This window comes from Candidatus Nitrosopumilus sp. bin_6a (genome assembly GCF_054095695.1).
Genome location: NZ_JBSWSR010000001.1, coordinates 352,729 through 379,502, shown reverse-complemented (window position 1 = coordinate 379,502; position 26,774 = coordinate 352,729). Strand labels below are relative to the sequence as shown.

The following is a 26,774-nucleotide window of genomic DNA, read 5'->3' as shown; positions in this document are numbered from 1 at the left end:
ATTTTATCATTTCTTTAACTTTTCGTATCTTTTTTCCATTTTTCTAAACTTTGGAAGTTCAACTAAGTCATTGAACTGATCAAAATTTACAACTTTTTGTTTGTACTTTGATGTGTTTCCTGTATTCTTTAATTCTTGTAGAATATTCATCGTTGCAAATGTATTTGCATACAAAACCGACAATGGATACAAAATAATATTGAATCCCATCTTGCTTAATGTTTCAGCAGAGCTTAATGGTGTGGCTCCTCCTTCAATCATGTTTGCAACTAATGGTGCATTGATCTCTTTACCTATTTTTTTCATCTCTTCTATTGATCTTGGAGCCTCAACAAAAACTGCATCAGCACCAGTCTTCTTATTTTGTTTACCTCTTTGTATTGCTTCATCTAGTCCTTTGGTTGCTCTTGCATCTGTTCTTGCAACAATGATGAAATCTTTGCTTTCTCTTGCATCAATAGCAGCTGACAATTTTTCTGTATATTCTTCTTGAGACACAACATCTTTTCCTTGCATATGTCCGCATCGCTTAGGCCATTTTTGATCCTCTAAAAAAATGCCTGATGCCCCTGCTGATTCTAATTCCTTAACCAATTTCCATACGCTTAATGCATTACCATATCCTGTATCTGAATCAACAATCACTGGAACTGATACTGCTCTGCAAATCCTTCTTGCATTATCTACAGTTTCTGCAGCTCCGATAAATCCATAATCTGGCATCCCAAATAATGTTGCAGATGTACCATATCCTGTTTGAAACATGGCATTAAATCCTACTTTTTGAGCAATTTTTGCACCAAGTGCATCATAAACACCAGGAATTACAAGTGGTTTTTTTGATTTTAACATACTTTTCAAATTTTTCATAAATTTATCTTTTGAATGAATTATTTATGATTTTAATTAGCGTTATTTTTGTAAGAATTTTTTATTCGATCTTGATCTCTTTACCTTTTTTCTTTACATCTTTTTCTTGAATCTTTTTTAATTCTGATTCCAGAAATTGTTTGTATTTTTTTGTCTCCTCGTCAGTCATATTAGCAAAATTAGAGCTAAGAATAGATCCCATGGCAGAAATCTTTTCTAATAGATCTATTGCAACAAATCTTCCTACATTACCTAATCTGAATAAGACTTCTAGTTGTTTCTTAACAATATCATTTACTTTATCAACATCATTTGCTGTGTCTTTCCCTTTCTTTGTTAGTTGATATTTTCCATCTTTAGTTTCTTCAATGAGCCCTTCGTCTAGTAGTCTTCCTAACAACGGATAAATCAATCCAGGTGATGGTTTCCAAATGCCATTACTTTGCTCTATTGCATAATCGATTATTTCCTTTCCAGTATGTGGTGTTTTTTTCAATAATTCTAAAATAAAATATCTTGAAAATCCTCTGGGAATTGAGCTTCCTACTCTTTGAAACCACTCTGAGATCATCACTAGTGATATCACTAGTGATATATTTTAATATTTTGAATTAAATCCAGCAATTACTACATATTTATCCCGCTCAAAGCAAGTTTGACTGAAAAATGGTAGATTCACTTGAATTTGATTTGATTATTTGTGGTTCTGGACTTGCAGGTTTGAGAGCAGCTATTGCTGCGGCTAAAAAAGGCCCTCATCTCAAAATTGGTATTGTCTCAAAAGTACAAGTAATGCGTTCTCATTCTGTTTCAGCAGAAGGTGGTACCGCAGCAGTTCTTTTTGAAGATGAAGGCGATACAATTGAATCTCATGTTTATGATACTGTAAAAGGAAGTGATTTTCTTGCAGACCAAGACGTTGCTGAAAGACTATGTGTTGAAATGCCACAAGAAATCCGTCAATTAGATCATTGGGGAATGCCATGGTCTAGAAGAGATGATGGTAGAATTGATCAAAGAAATTTCGGTGGTTACAGTTTTCCTAGAGCAACATATGCATCAGATAAAGTCGGTTTCTTTGAAATGCAAACTTTGTATGATACATGTCAAAAATTTGAAAATATTGAATATCTTAACGAATGGTTTGTTACATCAATTATTCATGATGGAAAACGATTCATGGGAGTTACTGCAATTGAATTAGGCTCTGGAACATTTTACACAATCAAAGGCAAAGCTCTCATTATTGCAACCGGTGGTGCTGGAAGATTATACAGCTTTTCTACTTATGCACTATCTTCAACTCCTGATGGATTAGATATGGGATTACGTGCAGGCATGGCACTCAAAGATATGGAATTTGTACAATTCCATCCTACAGGGATTTTGCCATCTGGAATTTTAATTACAGAGGGTGCAAGAGGTGAAGGAGGATATCTGCTGAACAATAAGGGTGAGAGATTTATGAAAACATATGCAGCAGGTAAAATGGAATTAGCTCCACGTGACATTGTATCAAGATCAATAATGACTGAAATTCAGGAAGGACGTGGATTCAAACATGAAACTGGTGTTGATTGTATGAAGCTAGACTTACGACATCTTGGTGATGAAAAAATTAAAGAAAAATTAGGTGGAATTAGAGAAATTTCAATTAAATTTTCAGGTCAAGATCCTGCTCAGGATTTACTTGACATCAGACCTGTTTGTCATTACATGATGGGAGGATTACATACCGATATTGACGGTGCTACTGAAATACAAGGAGTTTGGGCTGCAGGTGAGGCTGCCTGTAACAGTGTTCATGGCTCTAATCGTTTAGGTGCAAATTCTACCTCAGAATGTATCGTTTGGGGTAAAATTACAGGTGAATTGGCAATTGACTATATTCAAAAGAACGAATCATCAAATCCTTGGCCTCATCATTTGGTTGCCGCTGAGGAGAAGAGAATCTACGATGGAATCTTTAGAGGAAACGGTGATGTTAATCCATATGAAATTAGACAGCAATTAACTGACACTATGAATGAAAAAGCATATGTCTACAAAAATGAAACAAATCTTGTTGAAGGGCTAAAGAAAATTCGTGAATTAAAACAACAAACTTGGAAACATGTTGATGATAAAGCAAAAGAATACAATACTAATTTTGCAAATGTAATGGAGCTTGATTCTATGTTTAGAGTAGCAGAAATTGTTTTGCTTGGTGCAATCAACCGAAAAGAGTCTCGTGGCGCACATGCAAGGACTGATTTTCCAAAGCGTGATGATGCTAACTTTTTACATCACACTCTTGCATATTATGATCCAAATGGTCCAATCATGAAAACACATCCAGTTACAATTACTAAATATCAACCTGTGGAGAGGAAGTACTAATGTCTAAAGATGAACATAGAGAAGGTATCAAGGGAATGGCCAACCCTACACGATATGGAATTGAACGTGTTGCATATTGGTTAATGAGACTAAGTGGATTGGGATTGTTGGCATATTTTGTAGGTCATATTTATGAAACAAGTAATATTCTAAGAGGACAAGTTGGCTGGAATGAGTTTCTTGAATTGACTCAAACCACAGAAGGACATCTTGTTTTGGCAATTGTAATTGCAATGTGTGTATTTCACACTGTAAATGGAATTAGAGTAATGTTAGGACATGGAGGAATCGGTGTAGGAAAACCTACAAGACCTGATTATCCTTATGAGCCAGCATCCCAAAATTACAGACACAAAATAGGAATATACTCTGCAATCCTTTTAGCTGCAATTGCAATGATGTACGGTTTAGCGGTAATGTTTGGTGAATAATATGAGAGAAAGCACAATAATGAAAATTCACTATGGCACTGCTTTGGCAGCTGTAGCCCTAGTGGCAGTTCATATTTTGATGCGTCTTACACAGGGCTTTGCAGAATCCTTAGAATATGAAAATGTACTCGCAAATTACAAATTCATTCCATATGCTGCAATGTTAGAATTGATCTTAATTTTATTATCTGTACATGGATTTAATGGACTAAGAGTGATCTTACTGGAATTAAAACAAGGACGAATTTATGAAAAAGCAGTCTCGTATGGTTGTCTTGCAGCAATGATTGGATTAATAGCATATGGTTCAAGAACAATTATTATGACTAACATGGGGATGGTATAGAAATGGCCCAAGTATCTAGCATTTCAAACGAGCAAACTTCACCAACTTCAAAATTAATCACACTTAGAATTTCTAGATTTAATCCAGAACATGATGAGTCAAGTGGATTTATGGAATTTTCAGTTTCATATGAGAAATGGACAACTGTTCTTGAAGCAATCTTGGATGTCAAAAAACATCATGATCATTCAGTTGCAGTAAGATACTCTTGCAGACAAGCAACTTGCGGTTCATGTGGAATGATAATCAATGGAAAACCTAGATTGGCATGTTTTACAAAAATTAGTGAATTAAACTCTGATGTTGTTACAGTCGAACCAATGAACAATTTTCCAATCATTCGTGATTTGGCTGTAAAGTTTGAAAAATTATTTGACACTCATCAAAAAATCAAACCCTATCTAATTCGTGATGATACTGAAATAGAATCTAATGAAAAAGAATTCTTACAATCTCCAGAAGAAGTTGAGCAATATATTCAATTTGCTAACTGCATTAAATGTGGTTTATGTAATTCTGCATGTCCCACAATGGCAACTGACTCTTCATTTGTTGGTCCTCAAGCATTAGCTCAAGCATATCGATACGTTGCTGATAGCAGAGATAAAGGAAAAGATTCTAGATTAAAAATTATAGATGATTCTCATGGAATCTGGAGATGTCATTTTGCTGGTTCTTGTAGTCAAGTATGTCCAAAAGGAGTTGATCCTGCAATGGGAATTCAATTACTGCGAGGATATATGTTAGGTTTTAGAAGCTAACCTAATTTTTTTGGTTTTGGACTGTTATTTACTTGATTGTTAATCTGTTCAGCCATAAAGTGGTTTGAAACATTAACTTTAACATCCTCGACACCATCCACTTTTAGCAGATTATCGTGAACATCTTGACAAATTTTAAAACCAAATACTGCTGGACAGAATGGACTTGTAAGATGTAAATCCACTTTGACATTGCTATCGTTGATATCAACTTCATCAATTAATTCAAGTTCTACAATTGATGTGTTAATTTCTGGATCCACAATCTTTGATAACTCATCAAAAATTTTCACTCGCATCTGTTTGATATCTTGGCTCATGTCGTAAAAACCATTGTTGCTATATATAACCATTATAGAACCTTAGGTAATGTATCGTTCTCGTCTTGGTACTGATTTGAGTGATATTACTTTAGATTATGTTTCATCCATAAATGATGATTCTGAAATTGCGCTATATGATATTCTTGGAAGTCAAGCACATACTCTAATGTTATTTCAAAAAAATATCATTTCAAAAAATGATGCAAAAAAAATCTTATCTGCATTAGAGAATTTAAAAAATGAAAAATTTGATACATCCTCGGGAGCTGAAGATATTCATGAATTAATTGAATCATTAGTAATCAAGAAAGCCGGAATGGCAAGCGGTGGGAAAATGCACACTGCAAGATCTCGTAATGATCAAGTTGTTTTAGACATTAGAATGAAAATTAGAGATGATATCAATATCGTATGTAATTGTCTCTTAGATACTATTGAAGCCATGGTGTCTGTGGCTAAAAATCATCAAAAAACAATCATGCCTCTTTATACTCATCTCCAACAAGCTCAAGCTGGTCTTTTCTCACATTATCTTTTAGCACATGCTGATGTTCTAACTAGAGATTTTGAAAGATTGTATGGGACCTTTGAACGAATCAATCAGAGTCCATTAGGTGCAGGACCTGTAGGTGGAACAAGTATTCCTATTGATAGACACAGTACCGCAAAAATGTTGGGTTTTGATGGTATTGTTGAAAATTCTATTGATGCTACAAGCACACGTGACTTTGTAGCAGAATATGTTGCAATGCTTTCTATTATGATGACTAATCTAAGCAAAATATCTGAAGACTTTGTAATTTGGTCAACATCTGAATTTTCTTTTATTGAACTCTCAGACGAATTTACATCTCCTTCAAGTGTGATGCCTCAAAAAAAGAACCCTGATATTTTAGAATTAACACGAGGTAAAACTGCAGAAATAATTGGCAATCTAACTGCAATTCTAACTACAGTTAAAGGATTGGCATCTGGATATGGACGTGATCTGCAACAAATAAAATCCTCTATTTGGTCAACATCAAAAATATCTATCAGCGCATTGTTAATCTTAAAATCAATTCTATTAACTTTGAAAGTAAATGAAAAGCAAATGAAAAAAGTAACTGAATCAAGTAATCTCATAGCCTTAGACATTGCTGAGAAATTAGTTCAAGAAGGAATTCCATTTAGGGTAACTCATAAAATTTCCGGAACTTTAGTTCAATTAGCTCATATCTCAAAAAAACCCATATCTAAATTGACTATGTCTGAAATTGAAAAATCAGTTAATGGTACAAAAGTTGATCCTAAAGTTGTTTCAAACATCATTTCTTCTACAACTGTTGTTTCTTCATTAAAGGATAGAATCTCTTTTGGTTCATCAGGATATGATGAGCAAAAACGAATGATAATTGACAGAACTAAGAAAATTAATCAATATAGAATTGATGTATCTAAAAGAGAAAACAAAATCAATGCATCAATTGATGAATTGACAAAACAGATCAATACAATAATTGAATGAATAAAGTAAAAGAGAGCGGGTCTAAAGGGATTCGGACCCTTGACAACCGGATTAAAAGTCCGGTGCGCTACCTGGCTGCGCCATAGACCCTCGTAAAAAATGCCTTAACTGTATAATTTAGTCTTTTACAAAATATTTTGTTCTGACAGAAACTTTTAATCTGGCAATTTGACTCAAAGAATCTGTGCCCTTGTAGTATAGCCCGGTCTAGAATTCGGCCCTGTCACGGCTGAGACGCGTGTTCAAATCCCGCCGAGGGCGCCATTATTTCTATCACATTAACAGAAAACCGTTTAACAACCGATCAAAATTAGATTTCTAGAAAAATTATTGAATAATGATGGATTCAAGATGAATCTCACAAGAATATTAAAATTCAGGGAATTTGAGTGAAATTTGTTGTCTGAAGAGAAGAAAGAATCTGAAGTCGAAACAAAATCAACCAATGATTCAACATCTGATAAAGTATCTCCAGACAAAACTGAAAATAATATTTCAGAAGAAACAGTTACCAAAGCAGAAGAAGCAACAAAAGCAGCTGAAAAAGCAGAAAAGGCAATTAAAGATGCTAAAGCAGCTGAGGATGCAAAAAAGGCTGAAGAAGCAAAAGCTGCTGAAAATGCAATTTTAAAAGCAGAAGCTGCAACTAAGGCAGTTGAAGAAGCAGAACTTGCAGTTAAAGAAGCACTTGCAAAAGCAGAAGCTGCAAAAGCAGAAGCAGAAGCAGCAGCTGAAGAAGAATACAAAGCCATTGCAGCTGAAGTAAAAGCAGAAGCAGCTGCCAAAGCTGATTTTACGTTTAAGAGACAAGGCGAAGAAATTTTTAGACGGGAAATGGGTGAGCCTGAATTTTGGTTAGATAAACAAGACCGTTTTCCACGACCAATTCTTTCAGCAGATGAACAGGAATCTCTTACTCGAGAAGCAGAGATATTTCGTGATCAAACCCCAAAATATATTCCTGAACATGTTCTTAGTCCAGAATATGCAGGACTTTCAAATTATGAACGTGGGGTTGACTCATTTTTAGAAGAATCTAGACAGAAGCTTGAACAATTAAAAAGTGATCCTACTGCAACTCAAAAAGAAATTAAAGATACGGAAAATGAAATTATTTACTTGGAATCCTTGCATGAAAATTACTATATTGGTATGAATGTTTTTAGGACAGCTAAAGGCGGGCGGGATAAAATTAAAGCATAATAGGTGAATGGTATGAGTCAAGTATCTTTTGATGTAATAAATGCGCGAGTAACTTTCAAAAATGTTCCAATCCATACATTATCAAAATTTGCTTTCAAAGACGTTCCTGCTGCATGTGCAGAATTTAAAAAAATACCTGGTGTTGAAGAATGTGTTATCATCCAAACTGCAACTAGAGTTGAAATATTTACAGTAAGTAATGTTGAAACTGATGATTCTCCAGATGCTAGAAGACCCGAAGGCAAAGCATTGGTATTAAATCAAATTCAAGATACTTGGGTATCTTTGTCTTCATTAGAACAAATTGACATTGATCATTTTGATCAAACACTTGAGGTTTACAAAGGAGATGATGTCTACTTACATCTTTTAAGATTGGCATCTGGATTGGATTCATTAGTTGTTGGTTGGCAAAGTGTTTTTGATGATATTATAAAGGCAGCATCTGATGCAAAGAGTACAGGCACATCTGGAAAAATTCTCAATAAATTATTTGATAGTGTTATTAGATTAGCCGCTCGAATGAGGGATACAACAGGTATCGCAAAAGATGTTGTTTCATTAGGAGATGTTGCAATGAAGGTCGTTGATGAAAAGGCAGGACTTGATTCAAAAAAGAAAGTATTGGTAATTGGTACTGGTGAATCTGCTGCAATGCTTGCAAAAACTATGGGCAAAAAAGGAATTGCTTTTGATGTTACAAGTCGCAGTTTAGAACGTGCTACTGGCTTTTCAACAATTCTTGGTGGAAATCCTGTAGATTTCAATGATGTATTGGCTGGATTTGATAAATATGATATTGTTTTAGTTGCAACAACCTCTGATTATTTCTTGATTACTTATGAAAGAATTCGATTAGTAATGGAAGAAAAGAAAAAAGGCACATTGGTTATAGATTTGTCTGAACCAAGAACTGTTGATGAAGGAATCACTGCACTTCCTGGAATTAAATTACTATTCAGAGATCAGGTTGCAGAAATTTTTGAAGAAAGTGTAAAAGCTAGAGCAGGAATTGTTCCTGCAGTAGAAAAAATCATCGAAAAAGAACTTCCAGTTCTATCTGCCAGAATGAAAAGATTAGATGCTTAAATTTTCTATAATCCTTGTTTTCTTAAAAGAAATTGCATGATGGCTTCTTTAGAATAATCTATTCCGTGTTCCTCATCAGTGTGCTTTCTAAATTCATCAATAACTGATTCCATTTCTCCCTCTGATACAAAATCACACTCAAATCCATAATCATTGCACTTGAGTTTTGCCATACCTTGGTGAAAAATAATCAATATAAAAATCCACAGGTATTTGCGAATAATGGAGAATTTATTTTAAGAATTAATACAAAATGAAATTTATAGTGATATTTTGGATTTTTTTATCCGTATGATTCAAACTTGATTCCGAAACTTCCATCAGGTTTCTTTTCATGCTCAGTGACGAATCCTTTTGGTCCTAGATATTCAATCACTCCATCAATTGTTCCTTGATAACCACAAATGTAGATAATTGTGTTTTCTGGAGTTAGTTCTTCACCTACCATTTCTTCTACAGGTGATAGTCCTGATTTTTTATTTGGTTGGAAAAATGATTCAACTCTGCCTACATGACCATTCCAAGATCTGTTGAAAAATTCTTTTGGTCTACTGATTGCGGCTCTATATCTAAAATTCCATTGATCTCTTCCTCTTTTCTCACTTTCCATTTCCAAGTCTGTCAATAATCGTTTGTAGCTTAATTCATCCACATAACTTGCTCCATGAAGAACAATCACTTCTCGTTTATCATTAGTATCGTGAAAATGTTTTGCAAATGCAATAAATGGTGCTAATCCTGTACCTCCACCTACACAAATCACTCTTCTATTGTCTTTTTGTCCATTTGGTAGTTTATCACTAATTTGTAATGCAGCTCCAGTTGGTTCACCAAGAAAAACTTCATCGCCCACACTGAGATAAAACAATTCAGTAGTTACACGACCTGGAAGTGGTTTTCTTACCCACCTAATTACAAATTCAAAATAATCCCTGTTTTCTGCATGTGATGCAATAGAATATGCTCTTCTGACAATTTTTTTCTCTGCAGGAATTGGAAGTCCTATTGTCAAAAATTGACCCGTTTTGTATTCTGGCATTCCTTTCTCTGGAACTAATCTAATGATTACAAGATCTTCTTTAAGCAATTCCCTATAGATGACCTTTGCTTTCATCTCAGTAACCATACAAGAAGCTTTTTCCTGACTTTGGTTAAATATATTTCTCTTAACATAAAAGGCAAAAGATCTATCAAAAACACTAGAATATCAAATAAACAATCAAACTACTGTTTCTTTATCTGATTTTTTATTCCAAAAACTCATTTGGCAATTTTTGACATTATTTCATCAAGAATTTCTTGATTTGCAGCTGCAATGAAAGAAACTCTTGTTTCATAACTTAGATTTGCATCAAGTTGATTCAAATTTTCATCTAACAGAATACCTTCTGCTTCTTTGACAATAACATAACCTGCAGCAATATCTTGAATTCTAATTTTCTTTCTCAAATCAATAAAAATATCCATTAATCCTCTTGCAAACATTGCCATTTCAAGTGCATTTGCTCCAAAATGTCTAGTGTGCTCATAATTTTCATATATTGGATTTAATCTGGTCATCAAATCTATGGATGCTCCTGATGTGTTAATTCCAATAATTTTGTAAATTGGATTTTTTTTGTGAACTTTGATTTGTTTATTGTTAAAAAATGCTCCCTTGTTTTTTGATGCCCAATACATTTCCCCATTTGTCAGATTTGTAATCACACCGTCTGTAACTGAACTGAGTTTGTCTTCAGATGCAAAAGCTAATGAGCTACAGAAAAAAGGAACTCCTCTAACTGCATTTGCAGAACCATCGATTGCATCCATTATTACAAAGCCTTTTGGTTTATTTGATAATTCTACTCGTCCACATTCTTCACCTAACACTACACATTCAAAATTAATTTTTTTTAGGTAATCCAAAACTGTTTTTTCTGCAATTATGTCTATGTTCCTTGAAATGTCTCCTCCAGCACCAACACCAAAATCTCCTGCTGCATCATCTGTTCCTGCAAGATCTTTTACATTTTCATAAATTTTCTGTGAAGCTTCACGGAGAATTTCTATTATTTCCATATTGTCAAACCAGTCGCTCGTAATTTAAGTGAAGAAAAAATTTAGTTTGAAAGCATAAATAACAATAAAGAAGCTTAACGTTTGTGAGTGGAAAAGATCAATCAGTAATCAGTAAAGAATCTTTGATGAGTACAAAACCTGGAAAGCAAATTATGAAACAAGCTTTATTCAAATCTAAAGGTTACAAATTATTTAACAAATACAAAGAAGAAACAGAAAATCAATTCCCAAATTTTGCAGAAAGATTTGCAAAAGGATTACTTAATGAAATTAAATCTGATACAAATCCAAATGCTACTCAACAAGCATTTGGTAATGAAGTGGGATCCAGCGAAATCATACTAAATGCATCTGAAATCGAGCCTATAAAATCAAAATTGGAAAGTCTTGAAGTAATGCAAGACCGTGTAAATAGAATTTTGAATTCAAATTTTGTTAAAATGACATTTCCTGTTTTTAATGGATTATTTGATGCAGCAGCAGAATATTCTGGAAGAGATGATCCTCAATTAAAGCAGGATATTGTTGAAGGACATATTCTTGCAATAGATCTAAGCGAACCAATGGATAGAATTGTAGATAAAGATGAAGATTTGGAATTTCTCGATGATTACAAATTGATGAATCCATATATTTTGAAATTAGCCAGAGATAAAATCTCTAAAGGTGGTGAGCATGTTCTAAAAGAATTTGAAGCAGGATTTGAAGATGCAAGAATTGGACAATATTTAGATGAAAAACTAAAATCAAAACCCACAGAAATTACTGAAGAAGAAATGACTTTGTCTTATAAAAAATATCGTGCAGTTATGGGAACTGCTGGAAGAAACATGGCTTTAGCAGAAAGACCTCTAGGTGAAATCTTCTATTTGGGTATGGCAAGAGCTGCTGAAGGAGTTGGTTGTGGAAATGAAATTGAAGATTCAATTAAAAATGGTTTTGTAAAAATCCCTTCCTGGCCACTATATTATTCCTTATTGGCTAATGATGTGAAAAAAGGATTTGATGTTACTTTAGAAAAAAGTAATTTGTATTTGCAAGATGCAAGACTAACACTTGAATTATTGCCAGAGAATTTTTCTCATAAGGAATTTTTGGAATTTTTATTTCTGACTGTAGAACATTATAATCAATACTGGTACAATAAACTACAAAAAGCCAATAAATGGTCAGAGTATCAATCTAAACTTCCCAAGTGATTATTTTGATGTGGTCCGAAAAATATAGGCCTCAGACAATTTCTGATATGGTAGGAAACGAAGAGGCACGAGCTGCAATTACTGAATGGTTTGTCAAATGGAAAAAAGGTACAAAGCCATTGCTTTTAGTTGGACCTCCTGGGATAGGAAAAACTACCATTGCATATCTTGTTGCCAAACAATTTGGATATGATATGATTGGATTAAACGCAAGTGATGTTAGAAGCAAATCAAGAATTAATGAAATTCTTACGCCTGTTCTGGCAAATGTTAGCGTCATGGGGACTCCTATGATTTTTGTCGATGAAGTTGATGGAATTCATGGTCGTGGTGATTATGGAGGAGCATCGGCATTAGTGGATATTCTAAAGGAACCCACAGTCCCAATTGTTCTTGCTGCGAATAGTGATATTTCTGATAAAATGAAAAGTATTAAAAAAGTTGTAAAAACAATTCAATTCAAAAAAATACCTCCACGATTATTACGAGTATATCTTGAAAATATTTTAAATAAACAAAACGCAAAACTAAGTCCTGGTTCAATAATCAAAGTTATTACTAAATCTAAAGGTGATATCCGGTCAATGATCAATCTTACGCAATCTTTTGTAACTGGATTTAATCCTCAAACTGAAACCACATTTGAAAAAATTAACGTTGAAGATGGAGTAAATGCCTTCTTTAAAGCAAATTCAATTGAAGAGGCCAGAATCGTTTTATATTCAATGCAAATTGATCCTAGAGAAAAAATTAATGCATTTTATTCTAGTATTATCACAAGTGAATTAGATCCTCATACACTTGCAAAATATTTAGAAATAATATCTGAATCTGACATGCTTTATGGAAGAATAATGAAAACACAGAATTGGAGATTACTTCGATATCTAAATGATATTTTAATAAAATTATATCAAAATGATGATAGGATTAGATATGCTCAATACAATTTATCATGGCCTTTACTAAATCGAATACGTTGGGATGGTGCAAAAATCAAATCATTATCATCCATCATGGCAAAAAAACTTCATTTATCTTCTAGTTCTTTTGTGACCTTGTGTTTACCCTTTGTTTTATTGTGCATAAAAAACAAAACTCTGGATTTGGAATTGGAAGAAACTTTTGGTGATCTTATAGAAAAGGAGATTGAATTATTAAAATGAGCTGGAGAAAAATCCCAATGAAATTTCCTGGCACATGTATAGTTTGTAATGAAAAAATATCTGTCAATGAAATTGGTCTTTGGGCGAAAGGATTAGGTGTAAAGCATGAAAAATGTGCTCAAATTAACGAACTACAGTGTATTGTATGTGGGGGTCCTGCAGGATGTGATCAATGTGAATTTCAGGAAAATTGTGATATTTCAAATGTTTCTCAATTATGTATCTGTAAGAAATGCAGTGAAGAAAAGGATGCTTTTAACACTTATCAAAAATATGTTAATAAGAAATTTCCACTTCTTAACACTTGAAATTCTAAAAAAACTATTGATCGTTGATTTTTTATAAAATTTTCATATGTTGGAATTCTCAAACTAAATTAATATAGGAAACCCTCTTGTTGTAGAATATCGTGCATTCTGAAAAGATTGAAGGATATACTAAAAAGAATAATACATCATTACAGGGTGGAGGCCAAGATAGAATCAAGGCTCAACACGAAAAAGGGAAATTAACTGCTCGTGAAAGAATCGATCTTTTACTTGATGAAGGTACTTTTACTGAAATTGACCCGTTGACTACTCATCATTATCATGAATATGATATGCAGAAAAAGAAGTTCTTTACTGATGGTGTAGTTGGTGGTTATGGAAATGTCCATGGAAGACAAATCTTTGTTTTTGCATATGATTTCACTGTACTTGGTGGAACCTTAAGTCAGATGGGAGCTAAAAAAATCACTAAACTAATGGATCATGCTGTTCAAACAGGATGCCCAATAATTGGAATAATGGATTCTGGTGGAGCTAGAATCCAAGAAGGAATAATGAGTCTCGATGGTTTTGCAGATATCTTTTATCATAATCAACTTGCATCAGGTGTAATTCCACAAATTACTGCTAGTATTGGTCCATCAGCTGGAGGATCTGTATATTCTCCTGCAATGACTGACTTTGTAATTATGGTTGATAAAGTAGGAACCATGTTTGTTACAGGTCCTGATGTAGTCAAGACTGTGTTAGGCGAAGAGATTTCATTTGATGATCTTGGTGGAGCAATGACACATGGCTCAAAAAGTGGAGTTGCACATTTTGTTGCACAAAACGAATACGAATGCATGGATTATATCAAAAAACTGATTTCATATCTCCCTCAAAATAATACTGAAGCCCCACCAAAAATTCAAACTGATGATGATCCAAATAGAATGGATCATAATTTGATCAATATTATTCCAGAAAATCCTTTACAACCATATGATATGAAAGAAATCATTAATTCAATTGTTGATAATCATGAATTCTTTGAAGTTCATGAACTGTTTGCACCAAATATCGTTGTAGGTTATGGAAGATTAAACGGTAAAGTTGTTGGAATTGTTGCAAATCAACCCATTCATCTTGCAGGTGCACTTGATATTGATTCATCAAATAAAGCAGCACGTTTCATTCGATTTTGTGATTCATTTAACATTCCAATAATAACTCTAGTAGATACTCCTGGATACATGCCTGGTTCTAACCAAGAACATAATGGTATCATTAGACATGGTAGCAAATTGCTTTATGCATACTGTGAAGCAACTGTTCCAAGAATTACATTGGTAATTGGAAAGGCATATGGTGGCGCATACATTGCAATGGGAAGTAAGAATCTCAGAACTGACATCAATTATGCATGGCCTACTGCAAGATGTGCTGTCCTTGGTGGTGAAGCTGCTGTAAAAATCATGTATAGAAAAGATCTTAATGAAGCCGATGATGCTGAAGCCCTAAAAAAACAATTGATTGATGAATTTGCAGAAAAATTCGAAAATCCTTATGTTGCAGCATCTCACGGAACTGTAGATAACGTAATTGATCCTGCTGAAACAAGACCTATGTTGATTAAAGCACTTGAAATGCTTGAAAACAAAAGAGTAAAACAATTGCCAAGAAAACATGGAAATATCAACCTGTGATTAACGATGATTGAAAAAGTACTTATCGCAAACAGAGGAGAAATTGCTTTACGTGTTATTAGAACATGCAAAGCATTAGGAATCAAAACAGTTGCTGTGTATTCTGATGAAGATTATAATTCCATGCATGTTAAACAAGCAACTGAAGCATATCATATAGGAGAAGCTGCACCTGCAAAATCATATCTTAATCAAGAAAAAATTCTTGAGGTGATGTTATCTTCAGGTGCTGATGCAGTTCATCCTGGTTATGGTTTCCTTTCTGAAAACGATGACTTTGCAAGATTGTGTGAAAAACATAAAATTAATTTCATTGGTCCATCTGCCGACTCAATGAATCTTTGTGGTGATAAGATGGAATGTAAAGCTGCGATGTTAAAAGCTAAAGTCCCAACAGTACCTGGAAGTCCAGGATTGGTATCTAATGCAGATGAAGCAGAAAAAATTGCAAACGAAATTGGTTACCCTGTTCTGTTGAAATCTGTCTATGGTGGTGGAGGACGTGGAATTAGGCTAGTAACTAATGATAAAGAATTACAAGAAGGTTTTGAAACAGTAACCTCGGAATCTATTTCTGCTGTCGGAAAATCTGCAATCATTGTTGAAAAATTCCTAGAAAAAACAAGACACATTGAATATCAAATGTGTAGGGATCATCATGGTAACGCTGTACATATTTTTGAAAGAGAATGCTCTATTCAAAGACGAAACCAAAAACTAATTGAACAAACTCCGTCTCCTGTTGTGGATGACGCAAAACGAGAAGAAATTGGTGAATTAGTTGTTAAAGCTGCAGAAGCTGTTGATTACACTAATCTTGGTACAGCAGAATTTTTGCGGGCTGATAACGGAGAATTTTATTTTATTGAAATTAACGCAAGACTTCAAGTAGAACATCCTATCAGTGAAATGGTTTCAGGATTAGACTTTGTTAAATTACAAATCGATATTGCAAACGGAGAACCACTTCCATTCAAACAAAAAGATCTAAAGATGAATGGATATGCAATTGAATGTAGAATTAATGCAGAAGATACATTTTTGGACTTCGCACCTTCAACTGGGCCTGTTCCAGACGTGACAATTCCTGCAGGACCAAATGTTAGATGTGATACTTATCTGTATCCTGGATGTACGGTATCTCCATTTTATGATTCGTTAATGGCAAAACTCTGTACATGGGGACCTACATTTGAAGAATCTAGGACGCGAATGCTTACTGCATTAAATGACATGTATATTCAAGGTGTTGAAACATCAATTCCTCTTTACAAAACAATTCTAAATACTGAAGAGTACAAGAATGGTCAACTTTCAACTGATTTCTTAAAGAGATATGATATAATTGATAAGCTAACTGCAGACTTGAAAAAAGAAAAAGAAGAAAAAAGTGATGCCGCTATTGCTGCTGCAATTATTCATTCTGAATACTTTAAGAGCAGAGCACAAACCAGCACTTCCAATAACTCTAATTGGAAATACAAATTGGATTGATGATAAATGAATTATAAAATACAAGATATTGAAAAATCATTTGACGGAAAGATAGTAGAGAATCTTGGAAATAATGACTATGTAATTAAAATCAATGACAATGAACATAACTTAAAAATCATAACAATGAATTCTAAAGGAATTGAATTCATTTTAGATAACAAATATCATAAAGCAAAATATCTAGAACAATCTACAAATGAAATGAACATTGTAATTGATAATGTTCCAATTACCCTAAACTTACACACTCACTTTGATGAGATTGTCTACAAGAATTCAGGTGGAGGTGGTACAGGTGATGCACAATTGGCATTGAAAAGTCAAATTCCGGGTAAAGTAGTGTCATTAGCTGTTGCAGAAGGCGACTCTGTAAAGAAGGGAGATGTGATTTGTACTTTAGAATCTATGAAAATGCAGGTTGCAGTCAAATCTCATAAAGATGGTGTAGTTAAAACAATAAAAATTAAAGAAACGGCAACTGTCGCTAAAGGCGATGTTATTGCAGAAATAGAATAATTTTTTATTTTAAGAAATTTTTGATTTCTTCATAGTTTGGTTCTTTTAGAGGATCTTCTGAAACCCATCTGTAACCAATTGTTCCATCTTCATTAATTATGAAAACAGAACGTTTTGCTGCATTGTAATCTTTGATGTGTAGTAAATCTGGCATCAAAACATCATAATCTCTTATTGTTTTACTTGTATAATCAGCTAATAATGGGAAGCTAAAGTTGTGTTTTTCTGCAAAAGCTTTGTTTGCAAATGGACCATCATTACTAATAGCTACAATTTTGGCACCCATATCAGAAATTTCTTTCCAAGAGTCTCTAAATGTACAGAGTTCTACTTCACAAACAGGAGAGCTTGCTGCTACTATGAACGATAAGACAATTTTACCTCCTTTGAATTCCTCCAAAGTCCGCATTTTCAATTCTGTGTCTGGAAGTTCAAAATTGGGAGCAATATCTCCTACATTCAATGCCATGATCGCAATCTGGTGTTATCCTATTAAGTTCTTTTCAAAAATTATTTTTTTCAAATTTGATCCCAAAAATGAAACATACCTTTTTATACAAAAATTGGAGTGAAAAGCTAAATTGGTCGGGGAATTAGCGGGCAATTACAGTACCGTTGTATTGATGTTTGCGTTTGGTATAGTAGCAATGGCTCCAGCTTTAGTAATCTCTAGAATGATTTCTCCTCGAAAAAGAAGTAATCCAGTGAAATTCTTGCCAATGGAATGTGGTCAAGTCCCTTCTGGAGAAGGAAGAACTCATTTCATGATGCAATATTATCCGTATATTCTGATGTTTGTAGTATTTGATGTAATGGCAATTTTCTTGTATGCATGGGGAAGTGCACTTTTAGAAATTCCAAAGATTGCAACATTACCTATGATGGGCTTTTTAGCAATCATGTTTGGTGCTATGGCATTTGCATTGTATCAATCAGGGAGACGAAGAATATGGTAGTTTTTTATATAAATTATATTTACGAGGGTAGGAGATAAGATTGCTTAAAGATTTAATCACACCAGAAAATGCAAATGTCTTTGTAGGAAAACTTGGAGATATTTTAGAAAAAGCAATTGATAAACCATTGGGCTATGCCATTAATTGGGGTAGAATTTGGTCACTATGGCCTGTACACATTGAAACAGCTTGTTGCAGTGTAGAATTCGGTGCAGCATCAAGTCCTAGATATGATGTTGAAAGATTTGGTATTATTGAAGCATTTGGTTCATTAAGACAATGTGATCTTGTAGTTGTTCAAGGAACTATCACAAGAAAAATGGCACCACGTCTTAGATTAGTTTATGATCAAATGCCAGAACCAAAATATGTAATTGCTATGGGAGCTTGTGCAATTACTGGAGGTTTGTATTTTGATTCATACAATGTACTTCCAGGAATTGATGGAGTTATTCCAGTTGACGTATATGTTCCGGGTTGCCCACCTAGACCTGAAACTCTCATTCAAGGATGTATGTTATTACAAGAAAAAATTAAGAGAATGAAGGCTAGGAAGTTTGTATAATGAGTACTGAAACTGAAAATCCTCCTGCAGATGCAAAACCTAAAGCACAAACTCCTCCTAAACCCACACCCGTAGAGTTACCTGCATTTGAAAAGAGTATTTCTGATAAAATTGTTGAAAAGTTCGGTGACAAAGTTGAAGTTGGATTTGTAAAAGAAGATAGAGTTAGAATTAATGTTGGACGAGAAAACGTTCATGACGTTGCTGAATTCATTCGTGATGGATTAAATTATGATCATGTAGAGTCTGTTTCAGGAGTCGATTACCCTCAAGACAATGAAATTGAGGTTGTTTATCATATAGGATCTTACACTGATTCATCATTGGCAAGACAAATTCTAGTTTTAGCCACCAGAGCTCCAAGAGAAACACATCCAATTCCTGGCAATGATGCAACAAAACTTCCAACTCTTAGAGATGTATTTTATAGTGTTGAATTTCATGAAAGGGAAGTTTTTGAAATGTTTGGAGTTTTCTTTGAAGGTCATCCTGATAATAGACGATTACTTTTGCCAGAAGATTGGGCAGATTTACCACCACTTAGAAAGGACTTTGCAATAAAAGGTAGATAGAGATGACTGTAGAATTACCTCCTGGATTAGCACTCCAAAAAGTTGATGAGAGAATCATGACTCTTAATGTTGGACCACAACATCCAGGTTCTGGACATATGAGAATTATTGTACAAATTGATGGTGATTATATTGTTGCATGTGATCCTGATCCAGGCTATGTTCATCGCGGAGAAGAAAAAATGGCCGAATATAGAAATTACATTACAAACATTCCTCACTTGGAAAGACCTGTAATTCACGATTCATGTAATGTATTATATCCATATGTCTTGGGTGCAGAAGAACTTCTTGGAATTGAAGTTCCTGAACGTGCAAAATATGTCAGAGTAATTGCATCTGAACTTAATCGATGTATTTACATCATGTATTGGCTTGCAATCTATGGTATCTTTTTGGGACATTCTACAATGTTCATGTGGCCTGCAGGAGATCGTGAATTACTGATTGATCTTATGGAAAAAATGACGGGTGCTAGAGTAACACATGCACACTTTGTTCCAGGTGGCGTTAGAAATGACTTACCTCCAAACTTTGAAGATGTTTGTTTACGTCAAGTCAACTATTTTGAAAAACGTATCAAAGAATACGCTGCAGTGTTTTATGATAACCCTATTCTAATTTCAAGAACTAGAGATACTGGTATTTTGTCAAGACAAGATGCAATAAGATATGGAACAACAGGTTCTGTACTTCGTGCTAGTGGTGTTGATTATGATCTTAGAGTTAAAGAACCATATGATGTCTATGATGAATTAGATGTTCATACTAATGTAATGAAGGAAGGCGATTCTTATGCTAGATCTAGAATTCCATGGCTTGATATGATGGAAAGCTGTAACATTATCCGACAAGCATTACAAAAAATGCCAAAGTCAGGATCTGTACGAGTTAAATTAAAACCAAATCCAAAAACAAAGGGACTTGAATCCGTTTACAAACGTGTAGAATCAGGAAGAGGATCTTTGGGTTGCTATATTGTCTCTGATGCTAAAACAGAACCATATAGAGTAAAGTTGAGTGTTCCTTCCTTTAGAAATCTAATTGCTTTACCAAATCTTCTAAGAGGTGAAAAACTAGGTAATATGCCATCAGTTTATTGGAGTCTTAATTATTGGCCAGTGGAGGCAGACCGATAAATGTCAGTTATTGCACCAAATTTCAAACTAAGTGAATTTATCAAATCTTTACTTGATAATGTATTTTGGATTATTTTTATCGTAGTCCTTATTGGCATTCCTGCAATTATGATGGTTCTATTTGTAATTGAAATGCCCGTAATTGATGGTGAATTACTTACACCATTCCTTGCATTAACTTGGATAGCGGATCCGTCTCGTATTCTTCCAATTGTTAAAGCATTCATGGCAACTGATATCTTTAGAGTTATGGCATTTCCTGGATTTGGATTTGCAGCATTAATTGCAGCAGGAACAATCTTTATTGAAAGAAAGATGCTTGCAAAATTACAATTAAGAGTTGGTCCTTTCTATTGTGGAAAGTTAGAAGGTATTTTACAATTAATGGGCGATGGTCTAAAATTAATCTCAAAAGAAATTATCATTCCAGCAAAAGCTGATAAACCTATTTTCTGGGCTGCACCTGTATTGTTTGTGGCAACTGCAGCAGCATTTGTTGCATTCATTCCTGTAGCTCCTGGTTGGGTAGTTGCAGATGTTGAGATGGGGTTGCTTGGAGTATTCGCAGTAATTGGATTCTTCCCAATTATTACAATCCTTTCTGCATGGTCTGCAAACAGTAAATTCCCATTCATTGGTGGTATTAGAGCATTATTCCAAATGGTTTCATTTGAAATTCCATTGATCCTGTCTTTGTTAGGAGTAGTAATGTTAACTGGCTCTCTTAATTTGTCTGAGATTGCTGCTAGTCAGTCTAGTTTCCCATGGATTGTATTTTTACCAGTCGGTGCAATTGTATTCTTTATCACAATGCTTGCTGAGTTGGAAAGAATTCCATTTGATTTACCAGAGGCAGAAAGTGAGATTGTAGCAGGATGGCTAACTGAATTATCTGGAATGATGTATGGACTTGTTCAATTAGGAACTTATCTCAAACTGTATGCGTTTGCAGGATTATTTGTTGTACTTTTCTTGGGTGGATGGAATGGCCCAATGGTTGTTCCTCCATTCCCAGCAGAACTTCTTGAAAAGGGAATTGAAATGGGTCCTATAGTTGCAGGACCTTTCCCTGGATTGCCATTATTTACTCAAGAGATGCTTAATGGTACTCTTTGGTTTGTTCTAAAAACCGTCGGTGTCATATTCTTCATCTTGTTACCAAGAGGTGTGTTCCCAAGAATCAGAGTTGACATGTTATTGAATCTTGGATGGACTAAATTAATCGGATTGGCATTCGTTAACATCTTTATTGCACTTGGCTTGCTTTACGCTGGAGTGCTAGGACCAGGAGGATTACAATAATGGGAACCGCAACTGGTATTATTCGAGCATTAAATTCAGGAATTAAACATATTGCTACTAAACGATTTACACTTCGTTATCCTGAGGAGAAACTAAAGTTTGTAGGTGATGGATATCAATTTGATCCCTCTACAGGTGTTGGAATTGCAGGATTAAAAGGACGACATATGTTGTTTCATGATCATTGTACTGGCTGTCAATTATGTTCAATTGCATGTGAAGGTGTTGCAGAAGCTATTGCAATGGTAAAAGTTCCAGAAGAACAAAAACAAAATAAAAAATCAATCATGCCACAAATTGATTATGGAAAATGTGTCTTCTGTGGTCTTTGTGTCGATGCATGTCCATTTTATGCGCTTTACATGACAAATGATTATGAACTATCTTCATTTTCAAAAGAAGGTTTGATTTACACTCCTGCACAACTTCAAGTAAAACCATATGTTGCACAGGATAGCGAAATCCAAATATCTGATAGAGGTGCAACACATGGCTGATGCTGCTTTTCTTGCACTTGCAGTGATTACAATTGGTTCTGCAATTGCTGCACTAGAATTAAGATCATTGATTTATGGTTCCATTGCTCTGATGGGAACTTTAGGAGGAATCGCTGGATTCTTTTTCTTGCTTGATGCACCATTTGTTGCATTATTCCAATTAGCAGTATACGTTGGTTCAATCGCTGTCTTGATTTTGTTTACTGTAATGTTAGTTAAGAGAGAATTAATTTTCAAAAAAATTGAAGATAAGAGAAGAAAGTTTGCAGGTATTGGTTTGATGCTTGTAGTTATGGTATCTTTAGGAGCAGTATTCTTGGATTCAGGAATCAAGACCATTACTACTGACGAACCTGCTACTGACTTTAGAGACATAGGAACTGACTTTGTAACGTATTATTGGCCTGCATTAATTCTCATGGGATTGCTTTTGGCAGGTTCTGTTACTGGTGCACTAGTTTTAGCCAAACGAGAGGATGTGGAGAATGACCAGCGAGCTAGTTGATTTCACTTTGGTATCTGTTGCCTTGCTCGGCATAGGAATCTATGGCCTTGCAGTTAAACGTAATTTTATCCGAATGCTATTTGCAGTTGAAATAATTATCAATGCAGCAAACTTGAACATTGTTGCTTTTGGTAGATTTTTACCTCACAGTGGTGGTCAAACTATGGCATTATTTTCAATTGCAATTGCTGCAGCAGAGGTTGCAGTTGGATTATCATTAATCATTGTAGCTTACCGTATGTATCAAAATGTCGATATTGCAGACTTTAGGAGCTTGAAAGGATAATGGAATACGCATTATTACAGGCAGTTTTCTTGCCATTACTTTTATCGCCAGTTGCTTACATTATTGGAAGAAAAGTAGGACCAACTCCCGCAATGTGGTTTACATTTGCAATCCTATTGTACACAACAATCCTTGTAATCAATGCAGCACTATCTGGAACAGTAGAAGAACATTATCCATGGACTGAGCAGTTCGGTGAATTTGGTTTCTTGTTGGATGGATTGGCATCACCATTTGCAATCATCATTTATGTGCTATCTACAATCTTGGCACTTTACTCAAAACCATACATGATTCACAAATTCCACGAGCAATTTGAAGAAGAAAAGAAACTAAACACTTCTGGTAGTGGCCAAACATCAATTGTAGAATCATCCTCTCTCTCAGATTATGTTAATGCTAAATCTGGCCTTTACTTTGCATTATACCTTGTCTTTGCAATGGGTATGCTTGGAACAGTTCTTTCCACCAATTTGATTGAATTTTATATTTTCTTTGAAGTAATGTTGATTCCTGGTTTCTTCTTGGTTGCTCTCTGGGGTGATGGTCCAAGAAGAAAGATTGGTTTAATGTTCTTGTTTTGGACTCACGCAGGTGCAGTCGTTTTACTATTAGGATTCTTGATGATAGGATTGACTCTTGGTAGTTTTGACTTTGCAGATATCAAAGAATCTGAAATTCCAGCTGATATTGCAATGTATTCTGCTGTTGCAATTTCTATAGGACTTGGAGTTAAACTGGCAGTATTCATGTTCCATGTTTGGCTTCCATATGTCCATGGTTCAGCACCTACGCCAATCAGTGCGTTATTGTCTCCAGCAATGATTGGAATTGGTGCTTATGGTCTTTTTAGATTAATTGTAGAATTCTTGCCTTTAACATATGCAGAGCTCTCAATTTGGTTCCATATCTGGGGTCTTGTCACCATGATTTATGGTGGCGCAATGGCTTTAATGCAAGATGATCTGAAACGTCTTTTAGCATATTCTAGTATCAGCCAGATGGGCTATCTTTTGTTTGGAATCGGCTCAATGTCCTCACTTGGCTTATCCGGTGCAGAGATGATGTATGTGACACACGGAATTGGAAAAGGCATTCTCTTCATGATGGCAGGAATTATTATTGTTAAAGTTGGAACTAGAAGCATTTCAAAATTAGGAGGATTAGCGGGAAAGATGCCAATCACTGCCGTATGTGCAGTAATTGGCGCATTAACAATAATGGGTGTTCCTCCAACAAGTGGTTTCATGGGTGAATGGATTCTCTTTTACGGTGCATTAGAAACTGCCATTGAAGAAGGATCAACAATTAGAGCTGTAACATTTGGTTTGGGTCTTGTTGCAACTGCACTTACAATGTCTTACATGCTTTGGATGCTAAAACGTGTATTCTTTGGAAAGACCCCTGAACATCTAGAAAATGTAAAGGAAGGAAGTTGGTACATGACCGCACCAATGATGGTTTTGGCAGGATTCTCAGTTGTAGTCGGTATTTATCCAGATATTTTCTTGAAGACAATCATTCCATACATGAGTGGAGTGTTGGGAGTTTAGATAATGGCTACTGAGTTTTTTGGATTACCATTTGAAGTTGGAACTCTTAGCGCTTGGCTAGTTTGGATTTTACCATTTGCTGCTGCAATGATTATTCCAGGTGTTGGAAAATTATCAAAACATGCAACAGGATATGTTGCAGTTGCATTTGCTCTGATGAGTGCATTATCTGCAGCAACAATGATTCCAGTAGCATTAGAGGCTCATGAATTACATCATCAAATTATGTGGATAGAAGCAATTGGTCTTAAAGGTGGTGTATTAGCTGATCCACTCTCAATAATTATGGCAAATGTTGTTGGCTGGATTTCATTCTTGATTATGATTTACAGTACAGGTTACATGAAAGGTGACAAAGACATTATTAGATTCTGGTTCTGGATGATGTTCTTTATTGGTTCAATGCAATTAATTGTCTTATCTGATAACCTGCTACAAGTCTTCTTTGGATGGGAAGGAGTAGGTCTTGCATCATATGCTTTGATCAGCTTTTGGTATCGTGATAAAAAGAAAGATCATGTTGGTGTTGAAGGACGTACAGTTCTTGGAATGCTAGATTATTATGCTCCAACACATGCTGGAATGAAGGCATTCATCATGACCAAAGTTGGTGATGTGATGATGATTGCAGGTATGCTTTTGATTTTCTTATTTGCAGGAACATTTGGATTTAAAGAATTAATGGGTTCTACTGATTGGGCAACTGCAATGGCTGCTCAAGGATTGCTAGTTCCTGCATTTGTTTTACTATTTGGTGGTGCTATAGGCAAGTCTGCACAATTCCCACTAAACGAATGGTTACTAGAAGCAATGACTGGCCCTACTGCCGTTTCTGCATTGATTCACGCAGCAACAATGGTTAAAGCAGGTGTATTCCTGGTAGCAAGAATTGGCCCACTTGTATTTGCATTAGGTGCTGCAGGAATTATGGCTGATCAATTCTTTGAAATTGTAGCATGGGTTGGTGCAATTACTGCATTATTACTTGCAACGCAAGGTATGGTTAATCCAGAAATCAAGAAAGTTCTTGCATATTCTACTGGTTCTCAAATTGGATACATGATGATGGCATTAGGTGTTGCAGGATTATCTCAGCAATATGTTGATGGTTATACTGCAGGATTCTTCCATTTAATTTCACACGCAATGTTCAAAGCATCATTGTTCATGGCAGCAGGCTCGCTGTTGCATATTGTTGGTTCTAGATTCATGACTGATATGGGAGGCTTGAGAAAACAGATGAAGAAGACATATGCATTCATGTGGGCTGCGGGTCTTGGTTTGATGGGTGCACCATTTATCACAACAGGTTTCTGGAGTAAGGATGCAATCTTTGCTGCCGTTTATACATCTGGAAATGAATGGGCAATGCCACTTTACATTATTGCAGTGCTAACTGCTGTGATTACAGCATTCTATACTACAAGAATGATTGGAATGGTCTTCTTTGGTAAGAAGAGTAAACACATTGAAAAGATGGAAGAAGAAGGACATCATATTCATGAAGCATCATTGTCCATGTGGGTACCATATGGAATTCTTGCAGTTCTTACAATCGGTATTGGGCTCATTGGATTATCTGCAGAAGAAGGATTACATCATTTGTTTACAGATTATCTTGAACACTCATTTGGTATTCACTCTGAACATGTTGCTGCTGAAGCATCAATCCTACCAGAATTCTTGCAAGGCCTTAATCCAGTTGCACTTGGTTCATCATTAGTAGCATTTGCTACAGGTATTGGACTTGGTTACATCTTCTATATTGGAAGGTGGGTTGATCCGGTCAAATTTGTTAATTCAAATATTTTCTTTTACGCAATTCACAAAGTCATCTTGAACAGATGGTATCTAAATGCAATAATCTATTGGTGCTTTGTAGTAGCTCCACTATGGTTGGCAAGAGCAATATTCCGATACTTTGAAAAGACCGCCATCGATTATGGTATGAATGATGGAGTTCAAAAGGCAGTCGGATGGAGTGCTAGAGTCATCCAAGGAACTCAAACCGGTGTTTCACAATCATATCTATTCGTATTTGGAGCAGGATTACTATTCGTAGTTCTGATATTACTGATATAGGAGAATTATGAA

Annotated in this window: 30 protein-coding genes and 2 tRNA genes; 24 read left to right on the top strand and 8 right to left on the bottom strand. The window is 35.0% G+C overall.

Annotated features, from left to right (window positions below; translation table 11 throughout):
* Positions 1–6 precede the first annotated feature (6 nt).
* Positions 7–852: an isocitrate lyase/PEP mutase family protein gene (locus tag ACW9XA_RS02345; protein ID WP_457762862.1), complete on the bottom strand. Its 846-nt coding sequence runs from the start codon at positions 850–852 to the stop codon at positions 7–9.
* 79 nt (positions 853–931) lie between these two features.
* Entirely contained in the window at positions 932–1,441 is a 510-nt protein-coding gene (locus ACW9XA_RS02340) for a PadR family transcriptional regulator (RefSeq protein WP_457762802.1), read from the bottom strand.
* A 95-nt stretch (positions 1,442–1,536) separates the two neighbouring features.
* On the opposite strand from ACW9XA_RS02340, the gene ACW9XA_RS02335 reads away from it, so the two are divergent.
* The 4 genes from ACW9XA_RS02335 to ACW9XA_RS02320 are packed head-to-tail and all read left to right on the top strand — an operon-like array spanning position 1,537 to position 4,787.
* Complete coding sequence (locus tag ACW9XA_RS02335) at positions 1,537–3,249, top strand: succinate dehydrogenase/fumarate reductase flavoprotein subunit (protein WP_300325373.1); 1,713 nt, start codon at positions 1,537–1,539, stop codon at positions 3,247–3,249.
* The gene (locus ACW9XA_RS02330) at positions 3,249–3,680 is read left to right on the top strand and encodes a succinate dehydrogenase (RefSeq protein ID WP_457762801.1); all 432 of its coding nucleotides are present in this window, start codon (positions 3,249–3,251) and stop codon (positions 3,678–3,680) included. Before ACW9XA_RS02335 ends, ACW9XA_RS02330 begins: the two co-directional genes overlap by 1 nt.
* 1 nt (position 3,681) lies before the next feature.
* On the top strand, positions 3,682–4,026 hold the full coding sequence (locus ACW9XA_RS02325; protein WP_300325368.1) for a succinate dehydrogenase: 345 nt from the start codon (positions 3,682–3,684) through the stop codon (positions 4,024–4,026).
* Positions 4,027–4,028: 2 nt separating this feature from the next.
* Complete coding sequence (locus tag ACW9XA_RS02320) at positions 4,029–4,787, top strand: succinate dehydrogenase/fumarate reductase iron-sulfur subunit (RefSeq protein WP_457762800.1); 759 nt, start codon at positions 4,029–4,031, stop codon at positions 4,785–4,787.
* On the opposite strand, the gene ACW9XA_RS02315 is transcribed toward ACW9XA_RS02320, so the two are convergent.
* Entirely contained in the window at positions 4,784–5,107 is a 324-nt protein-coding gene (locus ACW9XA_RS02315) for a metal-sulfur cluster assembly factor (protein WP_300325362.1), read from the bottom strand. The genes ACW9XA_RS02320 and ACW9XA_RS02315 overlap by 4 nt on opposite strands.
* A gap of 49 nt (positions 5,108–5,156) precedes the next feature.
* Here ACW9XA_RS02315 and argH point away from each other — a divergent pair, with 49 nt between their 5' ends.
* Entirely contained in the window at positions 5,157–6,617 is a 1,461-nt protein-coding gene (gene argH / locus ACW9XA_RS02310) for an argininosuccinate lyase (RefSeq protein ID WP_457762799.1), read from the top strand.
* A gap of 16 nt (positions 6,618–6,633) precedes the next feature.
* Here argH and ACW9XA_RS02305 read toward each other — a convergent pair.
* Positions 6,634–6,707: transfer RNA gene (locus tag ACW9XA_RS02305), tRNA-Lys, on the bottom strand.
* A gap of 96 nt (positions 6,708–6,803) precedes the next feature.
* Between ACW9XA_RS02305 and ACW9XA_RS02300 the strand changes: the two genes are divergently transcribed.
* The 3 genes from ACW9XA_RS02300 (at position 6,804) to ACW9XA_RS02290 (ending at position 8,909) form a co-directional block, all read left to right on the top strand.
* Positions 6,804–6,881: transfer RNA gene (locus ACW9XA_RS02300), tRNA-Asp, on the top strand.
* 135 nt (positions 6,882–7,016) lie between these two features.
* Positions 7,017–7,820: a hypothetical protein gene (locus ACW9XA_RS02295; RefSeq protein WP_457762798.1), complete on the top strand. Its 804-nt coding sequence runs from the start codon at positions 7,017–7,019 to the stop codon at positions 7,818–7,820.
* A gap of 12 nt (positions 7,821–7,832) precedes the next feature.
* Positions 7,833–8,909 carry a glutamyl-tRNA reductase gene (locus ACW9XA_RS02290; RefSeq protein ID WP_457762797.1) on the top strand — a complete coding sequence of 359 codons (1,077 nt, stop codon included), beginning with the start codon at positions 7,833–7,835 and terminating at the stop codon, positions 8,907–8,909.
* A gap of 5 nt (positions 8,910–8,914) precedes the next feature.
* Here ACW9XA_RS02290 and ACW9XA_RS02285 read toward each other — a convergent pair whose 3' ends face one another.
* The 3 genes from ACW9XA_RS02285 to ACW9XA_RS02275 all read right to left on the bottom strand — a co-directional run bounded on the left by ACW9XA_RS02285 (position 8,915) and on the right by ACW9XA_RS02275 (position 10,970).
* On the bottom strand, positions 8,915–9,082 hold the full coding sequence (locus ACW9XA_RS02285) for a DUF1059 domain-containing protein (protein WP_457762796.1): 168 nt from the start codon (positions 9,080–9,082) through the stop codon (positions 8,915–8,917).
* 110 nt (positions 9,083–9,192) lie between these two features.
* Entirely contained in the window at positions 9,193–10,035 is an 843-nt protein-coding gene (locus tag ACW9XA_RS02280; RefSeq protein ID WP_457762795.1) for an FAD-binding oxidoreductase, read from the bottom strand.
* 134 nt (positions 10,036–10,169) lie between these two features.
* A complete protein-coding gene (locus ACW9XA_RS02275) occupies positions 10,170–10,970 on the bottom strand; it encodes an inositol monophosphatase family protein (protein WP_457762794.1) in 801 nt (266 codons plus the stop codon).
* Between the two features lie 83 nt (positions 10,971–11,053).
* Here ACW9XA_RS02275 and ACW9XA_RS02270 point away from each other — a divergent pair, with 83 nt between their 5' ends.
* The 6 genes from ACW9XA_RS02270 to ACW9XA_RS02245 all read left to right on the top strand — a co-directional run bounded on the left by ACW9XA_RS02270 (position 11,054) and on the right by ACW9XA_RS02245 (position 17,305).
* Positions 11,054–12,169, top strand: coding sequence for a hypothetical protein (locus ACW9XA_RS02270; protein WP_457762793.1), 1,116 nt, complete (start codon positions 11,054–11,056; stop codon positions 12,167–12,169).
* A gap of 8 nt (positions 12,170–12,177) precedes the next feature.
* On the top strand, positions 12,178–13,335 hold the full coding sequence (locus tag ACW9XA_RS02265; protein ID WP_457762792.1) for an AAA family ATPase: 1,158 nt from the start codon (positions 12,178–12,180) through the stop codon (positions 13,333–13,335).
* Complete coding sequence (locus ACW9XA_RS02260; protein WP_457762791.1) at positions 13,332–13,643, top strand: hypothetical protein; 312 nt, start codon at positions 13,332–13,334, stop codon at positions 13,641–13,643. Before ACW9XA_RS02265 ends, ACW9XA_RS02260 begins: the two co-directional genes overlap by 4 nt.
* 101 nt (positions 13,644–13,744) lie before the next feature.
* Positions 13,745–15,292 (top strand): acyl-CoA carboxylase subunit beta, encoded by a 1,548-nt coding sequence (locus ACW9XA_RS02255; RefSeq protein WP_457762790.1) that lies wholly within the window; start codon positions 13,745–13,747, stop codon positions 15,290–15,292.
* A gap of 6 nt (positions 15,293–15,298) precedes the next feature.
* Positions 15,299–16,786, top strand: a complete 1,488-nt coding sequence (locus ACW9XA_RS02250; RefSeq protein ID WP_457762789.1) for an acetyl-CoA carboxylase biotin carboxylase subunit — start codon at positions 15,299–15,301, stop codon at positions 16,784–16,786.
* A gap of 6 nt (positions 16,787–16,792) precedes the next feature.
* Positions 16,793–17,305, top strand: coding sequence for an acetyl-CoA carboxylase biotin carboxyl carrier protein subunit (locus ACW9XA_RS02245; protein WP_457762788.1), 513 nt, complete (start codon positions 16,793–16,795; stop codon positions 17,303–17,305).
* Between the two features lie 4 nt (positions 17,306–17,309).
* On the opposite strand, the gene ACW9XA_RS02240 is transcribed toward ACW9XA_RS02245, so the two are convergent.
* A complete protein-coding gene (locus tag ACW9XA_RS02240; protein ID WP_457762787.1) occupies positions 17,310–17,774 on the bottom strand; it encodes a redoxin domain-containing protein in 465 nt (154 codons plus the stop codon).
* Between the two features lie 154 nt (positions 17,775–17,928).
* Between ACW9XA_RS02240 and ACW9XA_RS02235 the strand changes: the two genes are divergently transcribed.
* Genes ACW9XA_RS02235 through ACW9XA_RS02190 form a run of 10 tightly spaced genes read left to right on the top strand, consistent with a single transcriptional unit; the run spans position 17,929 to position 26,762 of the window.
* Positions 17,929–18,261 (top strand): NADH-quinone oxidoreductase subunit A, encoded by a 333-nt coding sequence (locus ACW9XA_RS02235; RefSeq protein WP_014964440.1) that lies wholly within the window; start codon positions 17,929–17,931, stop codon positions 18,259–18,261.
* A gap of 40 nt (positions 18,262–18,301) precedes the next feature.
* Positions 18,302–18,826, top strand: coding sequence for an NADH-quinone oxidoreductase subunit B (locus ACW9XA_RS02230; RefSeq protein ID WP_457762786.1), 525 nt, complete (start codon positions 18,302–18,304; stop codon positions 18,824–18,826).
* The gene (locus tag ACW9XA_RS02225) at positions 18,826–19,398 is read left to right on the top strand and encodes an NADH-quinone oxidoreductase subunit C (protein WP_457762785.1); all 573 of its coding nucleotides are present in this window, start codon (positions 18,826–18,828) and stop codon (positions 19,396–19,398) included. Before ACW9XA_RS02230 ends, ACW9XA_RS02225 begins: the two co-directional genes overlap by 1 nt.
* A gap of 2 nt (positions 19,399–19,400) precedes the next feature.
* Positions 19,401–20,537, top strand: a complete 1,137-nt coding sequence (locus ACW9XA_RS02220) for an NADH-quinone oxidoreductase subunit D (RefSeq protein ID WP_300325321.1) — start codon at positions 19,401–19,403, stop codon at positions 20,535–20,537.
* The gene (nuoH, locus tag ACW9XA_RS02215) at positions 20,538–21,839 is read left to right on the top strand and encodes an NADH-quinone oxidoreductase subunit NuoH (RefSeq protein WP_457762784.1); all 1,302 of its coding nucleotides are present in this window, start codon (positions 20,538–20,540) and stop codon (positions 21,837–21,839) included.
* Positions 21,839–22,336, top strand: a complete 498-nt coding sequence (locus tag ACW9XA_RS02210) for an NADH-quinone oxidoreductase subunit I (RefSeq protein WP_014964445.1) — start codon at positions 21,839–21,841, stop codon at positions 22,334–22,336. The genes nuoH and ACW9XA_RS02210 overlap by 1 nt, the downstream gene beginning before the upstream one ends.
* A complete protein-coding gene (locus ACW9XA_RS02205; RefSeq protein ID WP_300325313.1) occupies positions 22,329–22,841 on the top strand; it encodes an NADH-quinone oxidoreductase subunit J family protein in 513 nt (170 codons plus the stop codon). The genes ACW9XA_RS02210 and ACW9XA_RS02205 overlap by 8 nt, the downstream gene beginning before the upstream one ends.
* A complete protein-coding gene (gene nuoK / locus ACW9XA_RS02200) occupies positions 22,822–23,127 on the top strand; it encodes an NADH-quinone oxidoreductase subunit NuoK (protein WP_014964447.1) in 306 nt (101 codons plus the stop codon). Before ACW9XA_RS02205 ends, nuoK begins: the two co-directional genes overlap by 20 nt.
* The gene (locus ACW9XA_RS02195) at positions 23,127–24,680 is read left to right on the top strand and encodes a complex I subunit 4 family protein (protein WP_457762783.1); all 1,554 of its coding nucleotides are present in this window, start codon (positions 23,127–23,129) and stop codon (positions 24,678–24,680) included. Before nuoK ends, ACW9XA_RS02195 begins: the two co-directional genes overlap by 1 nt.
* Before the next feature lie 3 nt (positions 24,681–24,683).
* Positions 24,684–26,762 carry an NADH-quinone oxidoreductase subunit 5 family protein gene (locus tag ACW9XA_RS02190; RefSeq protein ID WP_457762782.1) on the top strand — a complete coding sequence of 693 codons (2,079 nt, stop codon included), beginning with the start codon at positions 24,684–24,686 and terminating at the stop codon, positions 26,760–26,762.
* The last annotated feature ends 12 nt before the right edge of the window (positions 26,763–26,774 follow it).